The organism is Sagittula sp. SSi028 (assembly GCF_048553715.1).
Lineage (GTDB): Bacteria > Pseudomonadota > Alphaproteobacteria > Rhodobacterales > Rhodobacteraceae > Sagittula.
The window spans coordinates 255,204-275,501 of the sequence record NZ_JBLZNC010000006.1; the positions used below are offsets into that span (position 1 = coordinate 255,204).

Sequence of the window (20,298 nt, forward strand, 5' to 3'; positions counted from 1 at the left end):
GAAAGGCCCGGACCCCCGTGTTCGGGCCTTTTGCTATGTCAGGGCTGCGCCAGCGCCGGGATCTGATCGGCGATCAGGTTGCCAATGCGCTTGGATCCAGCGGGGGAGGGGTGCAGCCGGTCCGCATCGAACAGATCCGTCTGGTCGGGTGTAAGGACGTCCTCCATATCCACAACGCTGATCCCGTCATCGGCCGCGGCCATTCGGTAAAGGCGGTCTTCCATTGTCTGGTAGGGGCCGGTGCAGGCCGTGCCTGCATAGCGCGGCGAGGTGTAGTAATCGGCCCAGACCACTCGGCTGCCCTTGGCGCGCAACGCCTTTACCAGTGCAGGTATGGCGCCCGTTTGCCCGTCAGGCCCGATCAGCCCGTCCACCACCGCGTCGCAATCGGTGCAATCACAGCCCACGCCCAGATCATTGGCGCCCCCGTTCAGCACAATCCAGTCCGCGGTCACGCCGCGCAACTGGTTGGGAATATTCAGGGCGCCGCGCCCGCCCGCCACCTGCGCCAGCGGCAAGGACACATCGCCCACGCTTTGGCCCAGCCGCGCGGACAACACATCCGCCACCGATTGCCCGTCGATGCGGTTCCACGCCATAACGGAATCACCGGCCACCACAACGCGTGCGCCCTCTGGCACACCGCGCCCGCAGGCCCCGAGGGCGGCCAGGGCCGCAATCATCAAAACATACCTCATACCTTGGTAAGTGGCGCGGTCAGCGCCGGGATCAAGCCGCGCGCTGTTGCAAAGCCGCCGCCGCGCCTCTAAACCCTGCCGCGACAGCCTAAGGGATGCATCATGGACGATCTGCGCAACAAATACATCGATCTCATTGCCGGGGCCTCGGACGAGGCCACGCTCGAGGACCTGCGCGTGCAGGCCGTCGGCAAAAAAGGCGAGATCAGCCTGAAAATGCGCGAGTTGGGCAAAATGACGCCCGAGGAACGCCAGACCGCGGGCCCCGCGCTGAACGCGCTGAAGGATGAAATCAACGCAGCACTTGCGGCGAAAAAGGCAGGCCTCGCGGATGCCGCGCTTGAGGAGCGTCTGAAAGGCGAATGGCTGGACGTGACACTGCCCGTCCGCCCCATGCGCCAGGGCACGATCCACCCGATCAGCCAGGTCACCGAGGAGATCACCGCGATTTTCGCCGACATGGGCTTTTCGGTGGCCGAAGGTCCGCAGATCGACAACGATTGGTACAACTTCGACGCGCTCAACATTCCCGGCCACCATCCGGCACGGGCCGAGATGGACACCTTCTACATGCACCGCGCCGAAAGTGACGACCGCCCGCCGCATGTGCTGCGCACACACACATCGCCGGTGCAGATCCGTCATATGGAAAAACACGGCGCGCCGTGCCGGGTGATCGCACCGGGCCGCGTCTACCGTGCGGATTATGACCAGACCCACACGCCGATGTTCCACCAGGTCGAAGGCCTTGCCATCGACCGCGACATCTCGATGGCGAACCTGAAATGGGTGCTCGAGGAATTCGTCAAAGCCTATTTCGAGGTCGACCACGTGGAACTGCGGTTCCGCGCCTCGCACTTCCCCTTCACCGAACCCTCGGCAGAGGTCGACATCCAGTGTTCATGGGAAGGCGGCGTGCTCAAGGTCGGCGAGGGCGACGACTGGCTGGAAATCCTCGGCTCCGGCATGGTCCACCCGAAGGTTCTGCAAAACGCAGGCGTCAACCCCGACGAATGGCAAGGCTTCGCTTTCGGCATGGGGATCGACCGCATCGCGATGCTGAAATACGGCATCCCCGACCTGCGCGCGTTCTTCGACAGCGACCTGCGCTGGCTGCGTCACTACGGCTTTGCCTCGCTCGACGTGCCGACGCTGCACGGCGGCCTGAGCCGCTGAACCAATTTGCTTTTCCTTGGCGAAATACCTCGGGGGTGAGGCCGCAAGGCCGAGGGGGCAGCGCCCCCTCACCCTTTCCACCTTCCCGCGCATCCGCTAAGCACTGCGCAACACCTATTTTGATCGGGGCCTGAGCTCATGAAATTCACGCTTTCCTGGCTGAAAGACCACCTTGATACCACGGCCTCCGTCGACGAGATCGCCGAGGCACTGACCGATCTCGGCCTCGAGGTCGAGGAGGTGGTCAACCCCGCCGACAAGCTCAAGACCTTCACTCTGGCCAAGGTCGTCCATGCCGAACAGCATCCCGACGCCGACCGTCTGCGGGTCTGCAAGGTCATGACCAACGAGGGCGAGAAACAGATCGTCTGCGGCGCGCCCAACGCACGTGAGGGCATCACCGTGGTGCTCGCCAAGCCGGGCGATTATGTGCCGGGCATCGACGTGACCCTGTCGGTGGGCAACATCCGTGGGGTCGAAAGCCACGGCATGATGGCCTCTGAGCGCGAGCTGGAACTCAGCGACGAACACAACGGCATCATCGAACTGCCGTCTGGCGACGTGGGCCAGCGCTTCACCGACTGGTTGGCGGAAAACGATCCGGCCAAGGTCGACCCCATGATCGAAATCGCCATCACGCCGAACCGTCAGGACGCTTTGGGGGTGCACGGCATCGCGCGTGATCTGGCGGCCCGTGGTCTGGGCACGCTCAAGCCGCTCGCCAAATCCGCCATCGAAGGGCAGTTCCCCTGCCCGATCTCGGTCACCATTGATGAGGATGCGCAGACCGACGGCTGCGAAATCTTTGCCGGTCGCCTGATCAAAGACGTCAAGAACGGCCCCTCGCCGCAGTGGCTGCAGGATCGTCTGCGCGCCATCGGTCTGCGCCCGATTTCGGCGTTGGTGGATATCACGAACTTCTTCACCTTTGACCGCAACCGTCCCTTGCATGTCTTCGACGCGGACAAGGTCGCGGGCAATCTGCGCATCCACCGCGCCGAGGCCGGTGCAACGCTCACGGCGTTGGATGACAAGGAATACAGCTTCTCCGGCGGTCAGGTTGTGATCTCCGACGACAGCGGTGTGGAATCCATCGGCGGCATCATGGGCGGGCTGTCCACCGGCGCCACCGAAGAGACGACAAATGTCTTCCTCGAAGCGGCCGTCTGGGATCGTATCCAGATCGCCCACACCGGCCGCGCGCTCAAGATCAACTCGGATGCCCGCTATCGCAACGAACGCGGCATTGATCCGGCCTACAACATGCAGGCGCTGGATGATGCGACGCAGATGATCCTTGATCTGTGCGGCGGCACCCCGTCGAACGTGGTCACCGCCGGGCGCGTGCCGGACACCGCCCGCGCCTATAAGCTGGACCCAGCGCGGGTCATCAGCCTTGTGGGCATGGAGATCCCCGAAAGCGAGCAGCGCCAGACGCTGACCCGTCTCGGCTTCCGTATGGAAGGCAACATGGCGCATGTCCCCTCTTGGCGTCCCGACGTCATGGGCGAGGCAGACCTTGTCGAAGAGGTCGCCCGCGTGGCCTCGCTGACAAAGCTGCAGGGCAAACCCCTGCCCAAGCTTCCGGGCGTGCCCAAGCCGATCCTGTCACCGCTGCAAAAGCGGGAACAACAGGCGCGTCGCACGGCTGCGAGCCTCGGGTACAACGAATGTGTCACCTACACCTTTATCGACCAGCAGGCGGCGACCCTGTTTGGTGGTGGGGATGACGCCACCATGCTGGCCAATCCGATCAGCGCGGATATGTCCCACATGCGGCCGCAATTGCTGCCGGGTCTGCTGCGGGCGGCTGCCCGCAATCAGGCGCGTGGCTATGCGGATCTGGCCTTGTTCGAGGTCGGCCATGCCTTTCAGGGCGGCGAACCGGAACAGCAGTCGCTGATGATCACCGGCCTGCTGGTGGGGCGGACCGGCCCCAAGGACGTGCATGGTGCGTCGCGCGCCGTGGATGTGTTCGACGCCAAAGCCGATGCCGAGGCCGTGCTGGCCGCCATTGGCGCACCTGCCAAGATGCAGATTATGCGCGGGGGCGAGGGTTGGTGGCACCCGGGGCGTCACGGTCGCTTCTGTCTGGGCCCGAAAAAGGTGCTGGGCACCTTCGGCGAGCTGCACCCCAAAGTGCTGGCGGAGATGGACATCAAGGGGCCTGCGGTGGCCTTTGTCATCTACCCCGCCGAGATTCCGCTGCCCAAGAAAAAGGGCGCAACCCGTCCGGCGCTTGTGCTCAACGATCTGCAACCGGTGGAACGCGACTTCGCCTTTGTCGTCGACGCAGATGTCGAGGCGCTCACGGCCGTGAATGCAGCGGCGGGCGCGGATAAGGCGCTGATCACCGATGTGCGCGTCTTTGACGAATTCATCGGTGGTTCGCTGGGCGAGGGGAAGAAATCGCTCGCCCTGACGGTGCGGTTGCAGCCCACAGACAAAACGCTGAAGGAAAAAGACATCGAGGCCGTGGCCAGCAAGATCGTCGACAAAGTGACCAAAGCCACCGGCGGCACGCTGCGCGGTTGACGTCACAAGCGTTACAGGTCAACGGGGCGGGTTTTCCCGCCCCTTTTTCGTGGCAGGTCGCCCGCGCAATCGGATAGGACCCACGCGAAACGCGTTGCGTGAAAGCGCAGGTCGGACTAGAAGTCGGCAGCCTGATCGAAGCGTTTTGTTAGACGTTTTCTGGCATGGCCAATGACAAAAGGCGGCGTGACCGCATTCACAAGACAGGCTCTTATGACGGATCAGACCCCCCGTACCGCGCACGAATGGCTCAAGGTGCTCGCGCAATACCGTGAACCCAACACATGGCGCAGCTGGTTCGAGCTGGCTGTCACGCTTGCCCCGTTCTTTGCGATCTGGGCTGTGGCTTGGGCGCTGCTGTCAGTCAGCCCTTGGCTGTCGCTGTTGCTGGCCGTTGTGAACGGGGCCTTTCTGGTGCGCCTGTTCATCATCCAGCACGATTGCGGCCATGGTGCGTTTCTCAGCAACCGGACCGCGCAGGACTGGCTGGGGCGCGCTTTGGGGGTGCTGACCCTGACGCCCTATGACGTGTGGAAGCGTACCCATGCGATCCACCATTCCCATCATGGCAACCTTGATCTGCGCGGCATCGGCGATGTCACCACTCTGACAGTTGCGGAATATCAATCCCGTGGCTGGTGGGGGCGGCTGATGTATCGCGTCTATCGCCATCCCATCGTGCTGTTTGGCATCGGGCCGAGCTACATGTTCCTGCTGCAGCATCGTTTGCCGGTCTGGCTGATGCGGTCCGGCTGGCGCTATTGGATTTCTTCGATGGGCACCAACATCGGCATGGCTGTTATCATCGGCGCCATTTTGTGGTTTGGCGGCTGGGCGCCTGTGCTGTGGATCTACCTGCCGACGGCGATCACGGCGGCGACGATCGGGGTGTGGCTGTTCTACGTCCAGCACCAGTTCGAAGAAACCCATTGGTCCAAGGACGAAGACTGGCAGTTGCATCACGCCGCACTGGAAGGGTCGTCTCATTACGTGCTGCCGCAGCCGCTGCGCTGGTTGTCGGGGAACATCGGCATTCACCATGTGCACCACCTGTATTCCCGCATTCCGTTCTACCGCCTGCCAGAGGTGCTGCGCCAGCATCGTGAGCTGGCAGAGGCACAGCGCCTGACCATCCGCGAAAGCTTTGCCAGTGTGCGCCTGCACCTGTGGGACGAGGCCAATCAGCGGCTGTTGTCCTTCCGCGAGGCGCGGATGATGCTGAAAACCGCCTGAGATCGGGCGCGTTAAAACAAAAAGGCCCCGTCAGCGATTGGCGGGGCCTTTTGCATGTCTCCGTCTCGGTGGGTCAGGCCAGCAAGCGGCGGGCGATGACTTGGGCCTGAATTTCTGCCGCCCCTTCAAAGATATTCAGGATGCGGGCATCGCACAGAATCCGCGAAACGGTGTATTCCAGCGCAAAGCCGTTGCCGCCGTGGATCTGCAACGCATTATCAGCAGCAGCCCAGGCCACCCGCGCACCCAGCAGCTTGGCCATTCCGGCCTCCAGATCGCAGCGGCGGCCTTCGTCCTTTTCGCGGGCCGAGAAGTATGTCAGCTGACGGGCAATCATGATCTCGACCGCCATCATGGCCAACTTGCCGGAGACGCGCGGGAAGGCGATCAGCGATTTGCCGAACTGTTTGCGATCCTGCGCATAGCGCATGCCCACGTCGAGCGCGGCCTGTGCCACACCAATCGCGCGGGCGGCGGTCTGGATGCGGGCGGATTCAAACGTCTCCATCAACTGTTTGAAACCTTTGCCCTCTTCAGAACCAAGCAGGTTTTCCCCCGCGACTTTGAAGTTATCGAACCCCAGTTCATATTCCTTCATCCCGCGATAGCCGAGCACCTCGATCTCGCCGCCGGTCATGCCTTCGGTCGGGAAGGGGTTCTCGTCCGTGCCGGGCGTTTTCTCGGCGATGAACATGGACAGGCCGCGGTAGTCGGTGGTGTCAGGATCGGTGCGGGCCAGCAGGGTCATGATATGCGTGCGCGCCGCATGGGTGATCCATGTTTTGTTGCCGGTGATGCGGTAGTCGCCGTTCTCATCCTTGACGGCGCGGGTGCGCAGGCTGCCCAGATCGGACCCAGTGTTGGGTTCGGTAAAGACCGCCGTGGGCAGCACCTCGCCGGAGGCGAGCTTGGGCAGCCATTTGGCCTTTTGCACATCGGTGCCGCCGGCGATGATCAGCTCGGCCGCAATTTCCGAACGGGTCCCCAGCGAGCCGACGCCGATATAGCCGCGTGACAGCTCTTCGGAGACGACGCACATGGATGCTTTGGACAGGCCCAGCCCGCCGTGTTCCTCGGGGATGGTCAGGCCGAACACGCCCATTTCGGCCAGCTCTTCGATGACGTCCATCGGAATCAGATCATCGTTGAGATGCCAGCCATGGGCGTGGGGTTCGACCTTTTCCACGGCGTAGCGGCGGAATTGCTCGCGAATCATCTCCAGCTCTTCGTCCAGCCCGCTGCGGCCGACGGTGATCTCGGCGGCGCGTTCCTCCATCAGCGTGACGAGACGGCTGCGCGCGGCTTGCGAGTTTGCTTGCAAGGACAGGCGCACCAAAGGCTCTGCCGCCAGCGGCTGCACATCGGCGGCGGTCAGGCCCAGATCGGCAAGGCGGATCACCTCGCCCTGGTTCATCTGGATGCCACCCATGATCTGCGCCAGATATTCGCCAAAGGCGATCTGGTGCAGCAGCTGTTCCACCTCGCCAAAGGTGCCCTCCTCGGCCATGCGCGTGGCCCAGCCCTGCATCTGGCGCAGGCTTTCGACATATGTTGCAAGCCACGCAAGCCCGTGGGCGGCGGTCTGGTTTTCCTCGATCGCAGAGGCCGAGACGCGCCCGTCGACCGTTACCATGTCGCGCACCCGCGCACGGGCGGTCTCAAACACAGCCTCCACTGGCGGAAGCGCGGCGGCCGTGGTGGTCAAAAGCTCGCTCAGAATGGCGGTGTCGCGGCTCATGTCTTGTCCGTCATGGGGCATGAAACTCTCCTCCAAAGGGTTGCGATGGTGGTAGCGTCTTTGCAGGTGCAGCGCAACATAAATGCGTTTAACTGCGTCATGTGGACCATTTCTTGCGCGCGCACTTTCTGCGGGTGCAGCGCACGGACCCGTGCTACAGCAGTCATATGTTAGAGATATTTGCGGAAATCGGCCTGCCTTTGGTGCTGGTCAGTCTGGGGCTCGCTGTCGGTGCGGGGGTGGTCAAGGGCATGGTGGGCTTTGCCATGCCGATGATCCTGATCTCTGCTCTGTCGTCATTTCTGCCCCCTGATCTGGCGCTGGCGGGGCTGATTCTGCCAGCGCTTGTGACCAACGGGATGCAGGCGTTGCGGCAAGGTGGTGCGGCGGCTTGGGCCTCTGTGCGGCAGTTCAGGGTGTTTTTGCTGACGGGGTTTGTAATGTTGCTGATCTCTGCGCAGCTTGTGGCAGTGGTCAGCGCCGAGGTGCTGTTGTTGATGATCGGCGGGCCGGTGGTCTTGTTCGCCACGGCGCAACTGGCCGGATGGCAGCTGCATATCCGCCCCGAACAGCGGCGCCGGGCAGAGGTCGGCGTGGGCGCCTTTGCCGGGTTTATTGGCGGCATGTCGGGGGTTTGGGGCCCGCCGACGGTGGCGTATTTGACGGCGCTTGGCACGGAAAAGCGCGAACAAATGCGGGTGCAGGGGGTGATCTACGGATTGGGCGCGGCGGCGCTGACCCTCGCGCATACGGGATCGGGTGTGCTGAATGCCAAAACGGTTTGGTTCAGCCTTGCGCTGCTGCCGCCTGCGGTGCTGGGCATGGTATTGGGCACGCGTATTCAGGATCGGATCGATCAGGTGGCGTTCAGACGGGCCACGCTGATTGTGCTGTTGGTCGCCGGACTGAACTTGGTGCGCCGCGCGGTGTTTTAAGGGCGGGAGTTCCGTCCTGTTGCGGGAACCTTCTGTGGAAAAATCTCCGTCACCTGGCGTATCGCGGCACAGGCAGGTGCCCTAGCCCTTGTCCACATCTTACCTGTAGCGCAGCGATTTTCGCGTTGGATACCAGATCTTGTGATCCTTCGGCTTTCCCAAGGGACATGAAAATTTCGTTAATCGACGCCCCAGCCGTCTGAGCGACCCCGAACAGTGTTATCCTGCAACGGCTGCATTTTCAGCGCCTATGTTTCAGGAGATATTTTAATGAAAAAACTTTCTCTATCCGCGCTCGTCGCCGGTTTCGCTTTGACCGCAGGGGCGGCTTTGGCCGGTCCGATGGATTTGGTTACCACGGGATGTAAGGAGAACTTTCGCAAAGGCCTAACGACCCACAGCATCTGTTTCACCGCCTACGAACCCTATGCGACCGGTCACTACAAAAAGCTGAAGTGCCGCGACCCTTATACGGGGCTGCGCTACAAACAGGTCAAATCCTTTTGGCACGGCAGCAAGATGGTCCTGCGCTGTACACCCAACTGAAGGCTGATGGCCACAACCTGCGTGAAAGACCCCGAATCCGGTTCGGGGTCTTTTCATGTTCACTTGGTGTGGTACCGTGGTCGGACAGCGGGGATGGCTTGCTCGGTTCAAGAATAATTAACTTTTCGTTAATTTTTGCGGAACCAAACTGAATAGCGGTGAGTTAGCCTTCAAAACAAGTGCGTGCCACGCAGGGATATTGGACATTTAATGAACAACAAAGAAATCGCGCGCCGGGAAACGGCCGGCTTCCGTCACGCTTTGCGCTTTGCCACGCGCGAAGCGCATGACGGTGCCGAACATCAGTTCGCGCGGTTCCATGCGAATCCCGCATCCGAGATGTACTGGTTTTTGTCGACACAGCGCGCGGGCCTTGCCGCGCTGGATCTGGCACGTCTGGACCAACAGCGCGGGGCGTCTCAGGTCGCGTTGGAGGATCTGATCGAACGTCTCGATTTTGATCTGACCACCGCCGGGGTGCGCGCGGTTCAGGTTCAGTCAGAACGCCCGCTGCATAATCTGGCCATCGATTATCTTGTTCTTGGGTCGCGTTTGGGCACAGAGGTGCTGCGCCGTGCATTGGCGCGCGACATGGCCCGCGAAGACATGCCCACCTATTTCCTCGCGCCTTCCACCGGTGCGCTGTGGCAAAGGCATTGCCGCACGCTGGATGACATCCCCGTCGACAGCAGCGAAGCCGCGCGCATCATCGAAGACGTGAAACACGGCTTTTCCCTGTTTGAACAGGCGGCTGCCCTGCAAGACCGGGCGCAATCCGCCCCCAAGACCGAAGGGGAGCCGGCGTGACCACATCCTTTCCGCCGCCGCATGCGTCGACCGCTGTCGATCTGACCAACTGTGACCGCGAGCCGATCCACCGGCTTGGCCGTATCCAGTCCTACGGGGCCCTGGTCGCGGTGTCGTCGGATTGGTTGGTGCAACATGCCTCTGCCAACCTGCCAGAGATTCTAGGCATCAATGTAGCCGACGCACTTGGCCGACCGCTGAGCGAGCTGATTTATTCCGACGGGTTCGACCGCATTCGCAATGGCCTGCGTCTGGTTGATTCTGCCGATGCCACCACACGTATGTTCGGCGTCACCCTGCGCGCCTCCGATGTGACCTATGATGTCTGCATCCACCAGTCCGACGCCCTGCTGATCATCGAATTCGAACCCAAGCGCGCGACTCGCGGCAACGACGTTGTGGCCGAGGTCTATCCGCATATCGCGGGTTTGGCGAAAGACGGGGACCTGCGCCGTCTGGCACGGGATGCCGCGCGCAGCCTGCACGAGATATCCGGCTTTGACAGTGTGATGGTCTACCAGTTCCAGCCGGACCATTCGGGCAAGGTCATCGCCGAATATCGCGCGGATGGCGAGGAGCGCTACAACGGGATGATGTTCCCTGCGTCTGACATTCCGGTACAGGCGCGTGCGCTCTATGCGCGGTCTTTGCTGCGGTTGATTGCCGATGTGAACGACCCCGGGGTCGAGATCACGCCGGGCACCGATTTGACCGGCGCGCCGATTGATCTGTCGCTGGCCGTCACCCGCGCGGTGTCTCCGATCCATATCGAATATCTGCGCAACATGGGGGTCGAGGCATCGATGTCCGTATCGATCATGCGCGAGGGGCGTCTGTGGGGCCTGTTTGCCTGCCACAACAACAGCCCGCGCTACATCGATTACGAACGCCGCACCGCGGTCGAGATGTTCGCCCATATGTTCAGCTACGAGCTGGGCAGCCACGAAGAGCGCAGCCGCAAAGAGGTGGAGCTCGCCACGCGCCGCCTGCAGACCCAGTTGATGGGGCAGATGGCCAATGGCGAGACGTTGGACAAAAGCATTCTGTCCGTATCCGAAGACATTCGTCGCGTGATCCCGCACGACGGGCTGGTGCTTTACGAGAACGAGACCTTCCGCAGCGCAGGGCGCGCCCCGACGGAGGATCAGACCCGTGCGATCTGTCAGATGCTCGACCGTGGCGCGGGCGTCGGCGTGTTTGCGACCGATCATCTGGCAGCCGTGTTGCCGGAAGCTGCGGATTACGCGGACCGTCACGCGGGGATATTGGCCATCCCGATCTCCAAACGTCCGCGCGATTATCTGTTGTTGATCCGTCGTCCGGTGGTCGATGTGATCGATTGGGCGGGCAACCCTGAAAAGCCCGTGACCGTGGGCCCGAACGGCACCCGTCTGACCCCGCGCAAAAGCTTTGAGGTCTGGACGCAGAAGGTCTATGGCCGGTCCGCCCCTTGGGGCGTGGCCGAACGCCATGCGGCGGAACTGCTGCGCACTGTGCTGCTCGAGGTGTTCCTGAAAGTGACCGATGCGGCCAATCTGGAACGCAAACGGGCGCAGGAACAGCAGCAATTGCTGATCTCTGAATTGAACCACCGCGTGCGCAACATCCTGAACCTGATGCGCGGTCTGCTGGCGCGTTCGTCGTCGGCTGCGACCACGACAGAGCAGCTGGCCAGCAATCTGGATGGACGGATTCAGGCCTTGGCGCGGGCGCATGACCAGCTTACGGCCGAACAGTGGGAACCCGCGTCTCTCAAGGAGCTGATCCGCTGCGAGCTTGAGGCCTTTGCCGATCATAAGGCCGACAGGCTGCAGATTGATGGCCCGGACGCGATGATAACGCCCAAGGCCTATACGACCATGGCGCTCGTTATCCACGAGATGATGACCAACTCGATCAAATATGGCGCGCTTTGCGATCAAAGCGGCCATTTGCAGCTGACGATGCAGGTCGATGGTAGCGGCGGTCTGACCCTGCTCTGGAAGGAACGCGGCGGCCCGCCCGTGGCCCCGCCGACGCGGCGCGGGTTCGGGACGACGATCATCGAAAATTCGATCCCGCATGAACTGCGCGGCGATTCAGAGATCTCGTACAAGGTCACGGGGGTCGAAGCACGGTTCCGGCTGCCGCCACGCTGCATTGCCTCTGTAACCGACGACTCTCAGCCGGAGGATGGCGATGCCGCAGTGGCTGCCGATTCGCATGTTGTGCAGGTGGCAGGCCGTGGTCTGGTGCTGGAAGATGCGCTGATCATCGCCATGGACGCAGCAGATATTCTGGACGATCTGGGCGCGTCGGACGTCAAGATCCTCGCATCCGTTGCGGACGCCATGTCCTATCTGGATGGCAACACCGTCGATTTTGCCCTGCTTGACGTGAACCTCGGGGATGAGCAATCCTTGCCCGTGGCAGAACGTCTTGCAGCAGAGGGTGTGCCCTATGTCTTGGCCACTGGCTATGGCGCATCGGACGAGCTGATAGAGGCGTATCCCGCCGGGGCGATCATCGTGCAAAAACCGTTTTCGCAGGCGGCTTTGGAATTGGCGTTCCAAAAGGCCTTTGCACTGCAGGGGCGGGGCGGGCAGTAACCCGCGCCGCCGCTTACAGAACCTCGATCACGTTTTTATCGATGGCGAGAACATAGCCGCGTCGGCTGATGTTCTTGACCAGCAATTCCGACACCATCTGGTTGCCCAGACCGTCGCGCAGACGCTTGATCCGTGTGGCGCCTGCGGCCTCTTCGCAATCCGATGCGTCGCGGCCTGAAATCATCCCTTCGATTTCGGCGCCGGTCAGCATCTCGTCGTCCAGTCGCGCTTCTGCGAGAACCGAAAGCGTCTCGATCATGGCGTCGGTCAGTTTGAACCCCATCGTGTTCAGGTAGACCATGCGTTCCTCGCGCGAGATGATCAGGCTGCTCACCTCGATGCCGGACCGTTCGATCTGTGCCATGCGACGGTTCAGGGTGACCAGCGTGACCAGAAACACCAGCGCCGCGATCAGCAGGGCTGTGGCAAAGATCAGCAGGATCAGAATGATCATGCGGTAGCTGCCCAGCACCTCGGAAAAGGCGGTGCCGGACTGTGCGAGGATCATCAACAGTTGCACTTCGCCCTGACTTTGCAGGGAATCGTTCTGCGCAAACAGGTTGGCCACCTGATCGTTGAAGGCCTGCCCATCGGGGAGGGTCAGCATCAAAAGCGCCGCCGTCACCGCAAGGATCATCACGATCCCCCCGATCCCGTAGGCCACCAAACGGCTGCCTGACCGCAAGCTGTCAGTAACGGAGATAGAAGCTGCCGGCATTGGCTCTCTCCGCGCTGGAAGGGGGGGTGCTGGACAGGGCTACGACATTCAGCAGGGTCCAGCCGCCCGATGCGATCCGCGCAGCGGTTTCCGATGCGGCGGTGCCTCTGTCGGGGCAGCTGCCGGACATGGATATGACGCCGAAATGCAGCTCCAGTGGTGGCTGCTTTTTGGCTTTGTAGGTGACAAAACAGTCTGCCGCCGCCTGAGAGGGCAGGGCCAGCGCGATCATCACCAGTGCAAGGGCTAACATCTGTTTCATAAGCATGACCCTGCGCCGGGGGGCGGTGAAATTCAATATCCAACGGGGGCTGCGCGTGGCGATATCGGATAACAGGGCGCCGATATTGTGATGGCCGAACACTGTGGGCCAGCCTGCTTGCACGAACGGCACCCACCAAAGGGGGCTGACTGCATGACCCGCAGAAAGGACCGCCCAATGGCACTGAAACATATGAAATTCATCACCTCGATTCTCAGCATCGGCGCGTTGGTCGCTGCTGTGACCGCCGCCGCACCCGCGCGTGCGGAAAATTATGACGGGGCCAAGATTTTCCTCGGGACGGCAGCGACGATCTGGTTGCTGCACGAGCTGAACCAAAAGGAAAAATCCAAGTCCTCGAAGAAGGAGGCGAAGAAGAAGGAGGTGAAAAAGCACGCCCACGCGCCTGCGCACAAAAAGGCTGCTCCGCCGCGCGGGCATGCGAAACCTGCTTTGCCGCGCCAGTGCTTGCGCGACACCCGCAGGCAGGGGCTGGTGATGGGGCAGGGCTGTCTGAACCGCAATTACAAGGCGGTTAATCGCCTGCCCAATGCCTGCCGCACTGTGTTCCGCGCCAATGGCGACCGTCGCAACGGGTTTCAGTACAACTGCCTGAGCGCGCGGGGCTATGCGCTCGCACGGCGGTGACCTGACACTGCACAGGCCGGACTGCTCGGCACCGGCCCTGTGCGGCGACGAGGGGCGTCCCTGTCCCGGATGATCCTTCGCGTGAAGGGGGCCAGTGGCCCCCTTCGGGTGTGGGCGGTCAAGATTCCCTTGCTGTCATGTGCTGCGCATATGGACATGCCGCGCTTGCGCCCCTATCTAGTCCTGCCATGGCCAAGAAACCCAAATCCGACCCGAATTACAAAGTCATCGCCGAAAACCGGCGCGCGCGATTCGATTATGCCATCGAGGACGATCTCGAATGTGGCATCATCCTGTCGGGGTCCGAGGTGAAATCCCTGCGGGAGAACACGTCGAACATCGCCGAAAGCTATGCAGCGGTCGAAGAGGGCGAACTGTGGTTGGTGAACTCCTACATCGCGCCCTATGATCGCGCCATGTTCGGCCACGAGGAACGCCGCCGTCGCAAACTGCTGGTGTCGAAAAAAGAGCTGTCCCGCCTGTGGAATGAAACCCAGCGCAAGGGCATGACCATCGTGCCGCTGGTTTTGTATTTCAACCACAAGGGGATCGCCAAGCTCAAGATCGGCATCGCCAAGGGTAAGAAGAACCACGACAAGCGCGAAACCGAAGCCAAGCGCGACTGGGGCCGTCAAAAGCAGCGTTTGCTGAAAAACGGCTGATCGGCGCGCGGGGAATAGCCGCCTGCGGTTCCCGTGCCTTGTGGTTGATCGCTCATCTATCCTGCCTGTGACACCGCTGGGGTGTGACGACGACAGGAGAGATCATGGAACTTATCATCAGTCTGATCGCGGGTGCCGTAGGCGGGAATGCCGCTGGCGGTCTGGTCAAAAGCATCGATCAGGGCACCATCATCAACTCGGTTGCCGGGATCTTGGGCGGCGGCATTGGCGGCACGCTTCTGGGCATGCTGGGTGCGCCGGATCTGGCCGGGGCCGCAGGTGCGGTCGAGGGTTTGGACATCGGCGCGATTCTGGGGCAAGTCGCCGGTGGCGGCGTGGGCGGCGGCGCGGTTCTGGGCATTGTCGGCCTGTTGCGCAACGTTTTGACGGCCTAAGCCGATTTGGGGCGGATGTGGCACGGGTTTCCCGCCGCATCCGCTTGCATATAGGGCGGCACGGGCCTAAGCCTCTCTCCCGACAGGGAGGTGCGACATGGCCGGTGACAACCCAAAGGTCCTCGTTTCGACGGACTGGCTTGCGAAACATCTGAACGATCCCGATCTGCGGATTCTGGATGCCAGCTGGTATCTGCCCGCGATGGGTCGCGATGCCCGCGCGGAATATGACGCAGCCCATATTCCCGGTGCGCGCTTCTTTGACATCGACGATATCAGCGATGCCCGGTCAGAGCTGCCGCATATGGCGCCCGAGCCGGAGAAATTCATGTCCCGCCTGCGGGCGATGGGCGTGGGCGATGGCCATCAAGTGGTGGTCTACGACGGCATGGGCATCTTTTCGGCGGCCCGCGTGTGGTGGCTGTTCAAGCTGATGGGCAAGGAAGACATTGCCGTGCTGGACGGTGGCCTGCCGAAATGGCGCGCCGACGGCCACGCGACCGAAGACATGCCGCCGGTGATCCGCGACCGTCACATGACCGTCCGGCGTCAGGCCCATCTGGTCCGTGATGTCACGCAGGTCTCTGCCGCGTCCAAGCTGAAAGACCACGAAATTCTTGATGCCCGCCCGATGTCGCGATTTTCCGGGGCTGATCCCGAACCGCGCAAGGGGCTGCGCTCCGGCCATATTCCGGGCGCAAAGAGCATGTATTTTGGACGCCTGATGGATGACACCGGCTGCCTGAAATCGCCCGATGCGCTGCGCGCGGAATTCGATGCCGCCGGGGTGGATCTGACCAAGCCGGTGATCACCAGCTGCGGCTCGGGCGTGACAGCCGCCATCATCAACCTCGCGCTCGAGGTCATGGGCAAAAACGATCACGCGCTTTACGACGGATCATGGGCGGAATGGGGGGCCTTCCCCACGCTCCCCGTCGCCACGGGAGAAAACTGATGTTCGAACTTCTCAATGAACAACCCAAGGACAAGATCCTCGCCTTGATGCAGGCTTATCGCGAAGACCCGCGCGAGGCGAAGATCGATCTCGGTGTTGGCGTCTACAAAACCGCCGAGGGCAAGACCCCGATCATGCGCGCCATCAAAGCTGCGGAAAAGCAGCTTTGGGAGGTCGAGGAAACCAAAAGCTACACGGGCCTTGCCGGTGACATCGGCTTTGCGGATGCCATGATTGATCTGCTGATTGGCGACGCCTGCCCGCGCGATTGCATTGCTGCGGCGGCCACCCCCGGCGGCACCGGCGCGGTGCGTCAGGGCTTTGACATGATCCGTATGGCCAACCGCGAGGCGCGGGTGTTCGTCTCCGACCCCACATGGCCGAACCATCTGTCCATGCTCAAACACATGGATCTGCACATCCAGCCCTACCGGTATTTTGATTCCGACAGCCGCAGCGTTGATTTCGCCGGTATGATGGAAGACATCTCCGACGCGCGTGTGGGTGATGTGGTTCTTCTGCACGGCTGCTGCCACAACCCGACGGGCGCGAACCTGACGCTGGAACAATGGCAGCAAGTCATTGACCAGCTGCTGAAATCCGGCGCCACCCCGATGATCGACATCGCCTATCAGGGCTTCGGTGATGGTCTGGCCGAAGACGCCGCAGGTCTGCGCATGGTGGTCAGCCAGATGCCAGAGGTCCTGATTGCGGCCTCCTGCTCGAAAAACTTCGGTGTGTACCGTGAACGCACAGGGCTGCTGATGGCTGTGGCGCAGGACAAGGTGCGCCGCGAGACCAATCAGGGCATGCTCAACCACCTGAACCGCCAGAACTTCTCTTTCCCGCCCGACCATGGGGCCCGTCTGGTGACGATGGTCCTGCAAGACCCGGCCCTGCGCGCCGATTGGGAAGAGGAACTGCGCGAAGTGCGCGAGGGCGTGTTGTCCCTGCGCCAGCAATTGTCTGCGGAACTGGCCCGTCTGACCAACTCCGACCGCTTCGCCTTTATCGCGGAACACCGGGGCATGTTCTCGCGCCTTGGCGCAACCCCCGAACAGGTCGAAGCCATGCGCGAAAGCCACGGGGTCTACATGGTGGGCGACTCCCGCATCAACATGGCTGGCCTGAACAAGGACAGCATCCCCGTGCTCGCCCGCGCGATGGTCGAAGCAGGCGTCTAACTCCCAAAAGCACAAAACGATCAAAGGGCGTGGCGAAAGCCGCGCCCTTTTGCCATCGGGCGGGGCCTCAATTGCGCGCGCAGCCGCCCTTCCTGCTCTCCCAGACACGGGTGATCGGCGCGGCCATGTCGCGCGGGTGACGCCCGCCCGCCACAGGGCCACGCAGCCCCTCTTGGTGTTTTTCCTTGTCCAAATACCTCGGGGGGAAGGCGAAGCCGGGGGGCAGCGCCCCCGCACCTTGGCTCTCTCCGGGGGCAGGTGTCAGGATGGGACGCAGCAAGGCCACCGGATGGGCGCGCAAGGACAGGCGCAGCGCCACGTAATCCTCGACGACTTCTTCGCCCAATGTCATGCGCGGCAAATGATGGGCAGGCTCAAAAATCGCCTCGCCATCCAGATCGCCTGAGAACAGCGGCAGCTCTGGCCCTTTGACCAGCGCTTTGGCCTGCCACAAGGCTTCGCGCCGGTTCAGCCCGATGGGGCGAAAAGCGTCCGCCTCTGCCAGACGGGCCAATGTGGCAGGCGGCAGACCCGCCCGCCGCCAGACATCACGCACGGATTGATAGCCGTTGCCGCGTGCGCCTGCGATCCATTGTGCGTCCTCTTCGGCCAGCCCCTTGATCTGGCGGAACCCCAGCCGCAGCGCCAGCCCGCCTTGCTCATCGGGCTCCATCACATTGTCCCAGTAGCTGGCGTTGATATCGACAGGGCGGACATCGACCCCATGGGCGCGGGCATCCCGCACGATCTGCGCGGGCGCGTAAAACCCCATCGGCTGCGCGTTCAACAGCGCACAGGCAAAAATGCCGGGGTGATGGCATTTCAGCCAGGCAGAGGCATAGACCAGCAGCGCAAAACTGGCAGCGTGGCTTTCGGGAAACCCATAGGATCCGAACCCCTCGATCTGGCTGAAACAGCGTTCGGCAAAGTCCATGTCATAGCCGTTGGCCATCATGCCTTTCAAAAACCGGTTGCGGAATTCCGACACGTTGCCGTGTTTCTTGAAAGTGGCCAAAGACCGGCGCAGACGGTCGGCCTCGGTCGGGGTGAAATTCGCGCCGGTGATGGCGATCTGCATGGCCTGTTCCTGAAACAGCGGCACGCCCAAGGTCTTGCCCAGCACCCGCCCCAGCGCATCTGAGGGAAAGCTGACCGCTTCCTCGCCATTGCGGCGGCGAATGTAGGGGTGGACCATATCCCCCTGAATGGGGCCGGGGCGGATGATGGCCACCTCGATCACCAGATCATAAAAACACCGTGGCTTCATTCGGGGCAGAAAGTTCATCTGCGCCCGGCTTTCCACCTGAAAGACCCCCAGACTGTCGGCGCGACACAGCATGTCATAGGTTTTCGGATCCTCGGGGGGCAGGGTGGCCAGAGTATGGGCCTGCCCGTGATGCAGTTTCAGCAGATCGAATGCCTTGCGGATACAGGTCAGCATGCCAAGGCTGAGCACATCGATCTTGAGAATGCCCAAAGCGTCGATATCGTCCTTGTCCCAACAGATCACCGTGCGCCCGTCCATGGCGGCATTCTCGATCGGGACAAGTTCGTCCAGCCGGCCTTCGGTGACGATAAAGCCGCCCACGTGCTGCGACAGATGGCGGGGGAAGCCGATGATCTCGTGGATCAGATCCATGGTCAGCATCAGGCGGCGGTCCGTGGGGTCCAGCCCGATTTCGCGCAGCCGGTGGGACTCCATGCCGTTGGTGGAAAAGAACCCCCATAGCTGCGAGGACAGCGCGCCCAGCGTGTCTTCGGACAGGCCCATGGCGCGGCCGACCTCGCGGATGGCGCGTTTGCCGCGGTAGTGGATCACTGTGGCGCAGAGCCCGGCACGGTGGCGGCCATAGCGGTCATAGATGTGCTGGATGACCTCTTCGCGCCGCTCATGTTCGAAATCTACGTCGATGTCAGGGGGTTCATCGCGGGCTTCGGATACGAAACGCTCAAAGACCATGGTGCCCACTTCGGGGGAGACCGATGTCACGCCAAGACAGTAACAGGTGATGGAGTTGGCCGCGGATCCACGCCCCTGACACAGGATGCCGCGTTCGCGGGCAAAGGCCACGATGTCACGGACTGTCAGAAAGTAGGGTTCGTATTTCAGCTTGGCGATTAGCGCGAGTTCATGATCGAGCTGTTGGCGGGCGCGCTCCGGTGCGCCTTGGGGGTAGCGCCAGGCCAGCCCTTCATGTGCGAGCCGCGCCAGCCGCTGGGTCGCGGTTTCGTTGTCGGTGACCTCGGAGGGGTATTCGTAGCGCAGGCTTGCAATGTCAAAGCTGCAGCGGCGGGCAAGCTCTGCGGCGCGGGTCACGGCCTCGGCATGGGGGCCCAGAAGGCGGCGCATTTCGGCCTCGGATCGCAGGCGCTGTTCTGCATTGGCCATGGCCTGTGCGCCAAGATCTTCGACCCGGCAGCCATGGCGAATGGCGGTCAGTACGTCCGCCAGCCGCCGTCTGCGCCCGTGATGCATCATCGGGGCGGCGCTGGCCACAGTGGGCACGCCCAACCGCTGTGCCAGCGCGGCAAGGGTGTCAAAACGGCTGTCATCCTGCCCGTCATATCGCGGGCTGAGGGCAAGATAGCTGTCGGTGCGGCGCGTCACCTGTCGCGCAAGGTGCAACCAGTCGTCCGCGCCGCGCGCAGAGGGGCGCGTTTGGGGCGGAGGGTGCAGGATGGCCGTAATGCCTGTCAGCGTCTCCGGCAGATCGGCGAGGGTCAGATGGCATTGGCCCTTTTCAACACGTCTGCGGCCCAGAGAAATCAGTCTGCACAGCAGGGCCCAGCCTGCGCGCGAGGTGGCCAATGCGGTGAAGCTGATGCCATCGTGCAGCACCAGACGGGCTGCGGGGATCAGACGGGGGACGCAGCGGATGGGAACCGAGGCGGGGCGTGGGATATGTGCGGGGCAGGGGGGACCTATGGGGCCGTCGCGGGCCTCGCGTTCGTCACGTTGCCGGATCTGGTAGGCAATGTCCTTGGCGTGGCTGTGGGCGCGTACGATCCCTGCGACCGAGTTCTCGTCAGCGATGGCAATGGCGTCGAGCCCCAGAAAGGCGGCGCGCTCCATGTATTCTTCGGGGTGCGCGGCCCCGGTCAGGAAGGTGAAGTTGGACGTGATGCTGAGCTCGGCGAACATGAATCATAGTTTAGTTCATGTTTTGTTCTTGCGGGAGTCCGATTTTGGGGTGGGCGGTTTTGCCCCGCCCCGTGGT

General features: G+C 62.2%; 17 protein-coding genes. 12 read left to right on the forward strand and 5 right to left on the reverse strand.

The genetic code is table 11. The features are described from left to right. Positions 1 to 38 precede the first annotated feature (38 nt). Entirely contained in the window at positions 39 to 698 is a 660-nt protein-coding gene (locus ACN5AZ_RS13595; RefSeq protein WP_419429424.1) for an SGNH/GDSL hydrolase family protein, read from the reverse strand. Between the two features lie 102 nt (positions 699 to 800). Between ACN5AZ_RS13595 and pheS the strand changes: the two genes are divergently transcribed. The 3 genes from pheS to ACN5AZ_RS13610 all read left to right on the forward strand — a co-directional run bounded on the left by pheS (position 801) and on the right by ACN5AZ_RS13610 (position 5,642). After that, positions 801 to 1,874: a phenylalanine--tRNA ligase subunit alpha gene (gene pheS, locus ACN5AZ_RS13600; protein ID WP_419429425.1), complete on the forward strand. Its 1,074-nt coding sequence runs from the start codon at positions 801 to 803 to the stop codon at positions 1,872 to 1,874. 138 nt (positions 1,875 to 2,012) lie between these two features. Then, positions 2,013 to 4,409 (forward strand): phenylalanine--tRNA ligase subunit beta, encoded by a 2,397-nt coding sequence (gene pheT, locus ACN5AZ_RS13605; protein ID WP_419429426.1) that lies wholly within the window; start codon positions 2,013 to 2,015, stop codon positions 4,407 to 4,409. 213 nt (positions 4,410 to 4,622) lie between these two features. Then, positions 4,623 to 5,642, forward strand: a complete 1,020-nt coding sequence (locus ACN5AZ_RS13610; RefSeq protein ID WP_419429427.1) for a fatty acid desaturase — start codon at positions 4,623 to 4,625, stop codon at positions 5,640 to 5,642. Between the two features lie 73 nt (positions 5,643 to 5,715). On the opposite strand, the gene ACN5AZ_RS13615 is transcribed toward ACN5AZ_RS13610, so the two are convergent. Beyond that, the gene (locus tag ACN5AZ_RS13615; protein WP_419429428.1) at positions 5,716 to 7,401 is read right to left on the reverse strand and encodes an acyl-CoA dehydrogenase family protein; all 1,686 of its coding nucleotides are present in this window, start codon (positions 7,399 to 7,401) and stop codon (positions 5,716 to 5,718) included. Positions 7,402 to 7,547: 146 nt separating this feature from the next. On the opposite strand from ACN5AZ_RS13615, the gene ACN5AZ_RS13620 reads away from it, so the two are divergent. The 4 genes from ACN5AZ_RS13620 (at position 7,548) to ACN5AZ_RS13635 (ending at position 12,256) form a co-directional block, all read left to right on the forward strand. Further along, entirely contained in the window at positions 7,548 to 8,315 is a 768-nt protein-coding gene (locus tag ACN5AZ_RS13620; protein WP_419429429.1) for a sulfite exporter TauE/SafE family protein, read from the forward strand. A gap of 270 nt (positions 8,316 to 8,585) precedes the next feature. Beyond that, complete coding sequence (locus ACN5AZ_RS13625; RefSeq protein WP_419429430.1) at positions 8,586 to 8,861, forward strand: hypothetical protein; 276 nt, start codon at positions 8,586 to 8,588, stop codon at positions 8,859 to 8,861. A gap of 210 nt (positions 8,862 to 9,071) precedes the next feature. Further along, positions 9,072 to 9,668, forward strand: coding sequence for a hypothetical protein (locus ACN5AZ_RS13630; protein WP_419429431.1), 597 nt, complete (start codon positions 9,072 to 9,074; stop codon positions 9,666 to 9,668). Beyond that, positions 9,665 to 12,256 (forward strand): HWE histidine kinase domain-containing protein, encoded by a 2,592-nt coding sequence (locus tag ACN5AZ_RS13635; RefSeq protein ID WP_419429432.1) that lies wholly within the window; start codon positions 9,665 to 9,667, stop codon positions 12,254 to 12,256. The genes ACN5AZ_RS13630 and ACN5AZ_RS13635 overlap by 4 nt, the downstream gene beginning before the upstream one ends. Before the next feature lie 13 nt (positions 12,257 to 12,269). Here the strand turns inward: ACN5AZ_RS13635 and ACN5AZ_RS13640 are convergent, their stop codons facing one another. Both ACN5AZ_RS13640 and ACN5AZ_RS13645 read right to left on the reverse strand, forming a co-directional pair. Further along, on the reverse strand, positions 12,270 to 12,974 hold the full coding sequence (locus ACN5AZ_RS13640; RefSeq protein ID WP_419429433.1) for a hypothetical protein: 705 nt from the start codon (positions 12,972 to 12,974) through the stop codon (positions 12,270 to 12,272). Continuing rightward, positions 12,946 to 13,236, reverse strand: coding sequence for a hypothetical protein (locus tag ACN5AZ_RS13645; protein ID WP_419429434.1), 291 nt, complete (start codon positions 13,234 to 13,236; stop codon positions 12,946 to 12,948). The genes ACN5AZ_RS13640 and ACN5AZ_RS13645 overlap by 29 nt, the downstream gene beginning before the upstream one ends. Positions 13,237 to 13,413: 177 nt before the next feature. Here ACN5AZ_RS13645 and ACN5AZ_RS13650 point away from each other — a divergent pair, with 177 nt between their 5' ends. The 5 genes from ACN5AZ_RS13650 to ACN5AZ_RS13670 all read left to right on the forward strand — a co-directional run bounded on the left by ACN5AZ_RS13650 (position 13,414) and on the right by ACN5AZ_RS13670 (position 17,080). Continuing rightward, positions 13,414 to 13,884 carry a hypothetical protein gene (locus ACN5AZ_RS13650; RefSeq protein WP_419429435.1) on the forward strand — a complete coding sequence of 157 codons (471 nt, stop codon included), beginning with the start codon at positions 13,414 to 13,416 and terminating at the stop codon, positions 13,882 to 13,884. A gap of 188 nt (positions 13,885 to 14,072) precedes the next feature. Further along, complete coding sequence (gene smpB, locus ACN5AZ_RS13655; RefSeq protein ID WP_419429436.1) at positions 14,073 to 14,546, forward strand: SsrA-binding protein SmpB; 474 nt, start codon at positions 14,073 to 14,075, stop codon at positions 14,544 to 14,546. A gap of 104 nt (positions 14,547 to 14,650) precedes the next feature. Next, the gene (locus tag ACN5AZ_RS13660; RefSeq protein WP_419429437.1) at positions 14,651 to 14,941 is read left to right on the forward strand and encodes a hypothetical protein; all 291 of its coding nucleotides are present in this window, start codon (positions 14,651 to 14,653) and stop codon (positions 14,939 to 14,941) included. A 97-nt stretch (positions 14,942 to 15,038) separates the two neighbouring features. After that, entirely contained in the window at positions 15,039 to 15,896 is an 858-nt protein-coding gene (sseA, locus tag ACN5AZ_RS13665) for a 3-mercaptopyruvate sulfurtransferase (RefSeq protein WP_419429438.1), read from the forward strand. Beyond that, the gene (locus tag ACN5AZ_RS13670; RefSeq protein ID WP_419429439.1) at positions 15,896 to 17,080 is read left to right on the forward strand and encodes an aromatic amino acid transaminase; all 1,185 of its coding nucleotides are present in this window, start codon (positions 15,896 to 15,898) and stop codon (positions 17,078 to 17,080) included. The genes sseA and ACN5AZ_RS13670 overlap by 1 nt, the downstream gene beginning before the upstream one ends. A 67-nt stretch (positions 17,081 to 17,147) precedes the next feature. On the opposite strand, the gene ACN5AZ_RS13675 is transcribed toward ACN5AZ_RS13670, so the two are convergent. Further along, a complete protein-coding gene (locus ACN5AZ_RS13675; protein WP_419429440.1) occupies positions 17,148 to 20,222 on the reverse strand; it encodes an error-prone DNA polymerase in 3,075 nt (1,024 codons plus the stop codon). Positions 20,223 to 20,298 lie beyond the last annotated feature (76 nt).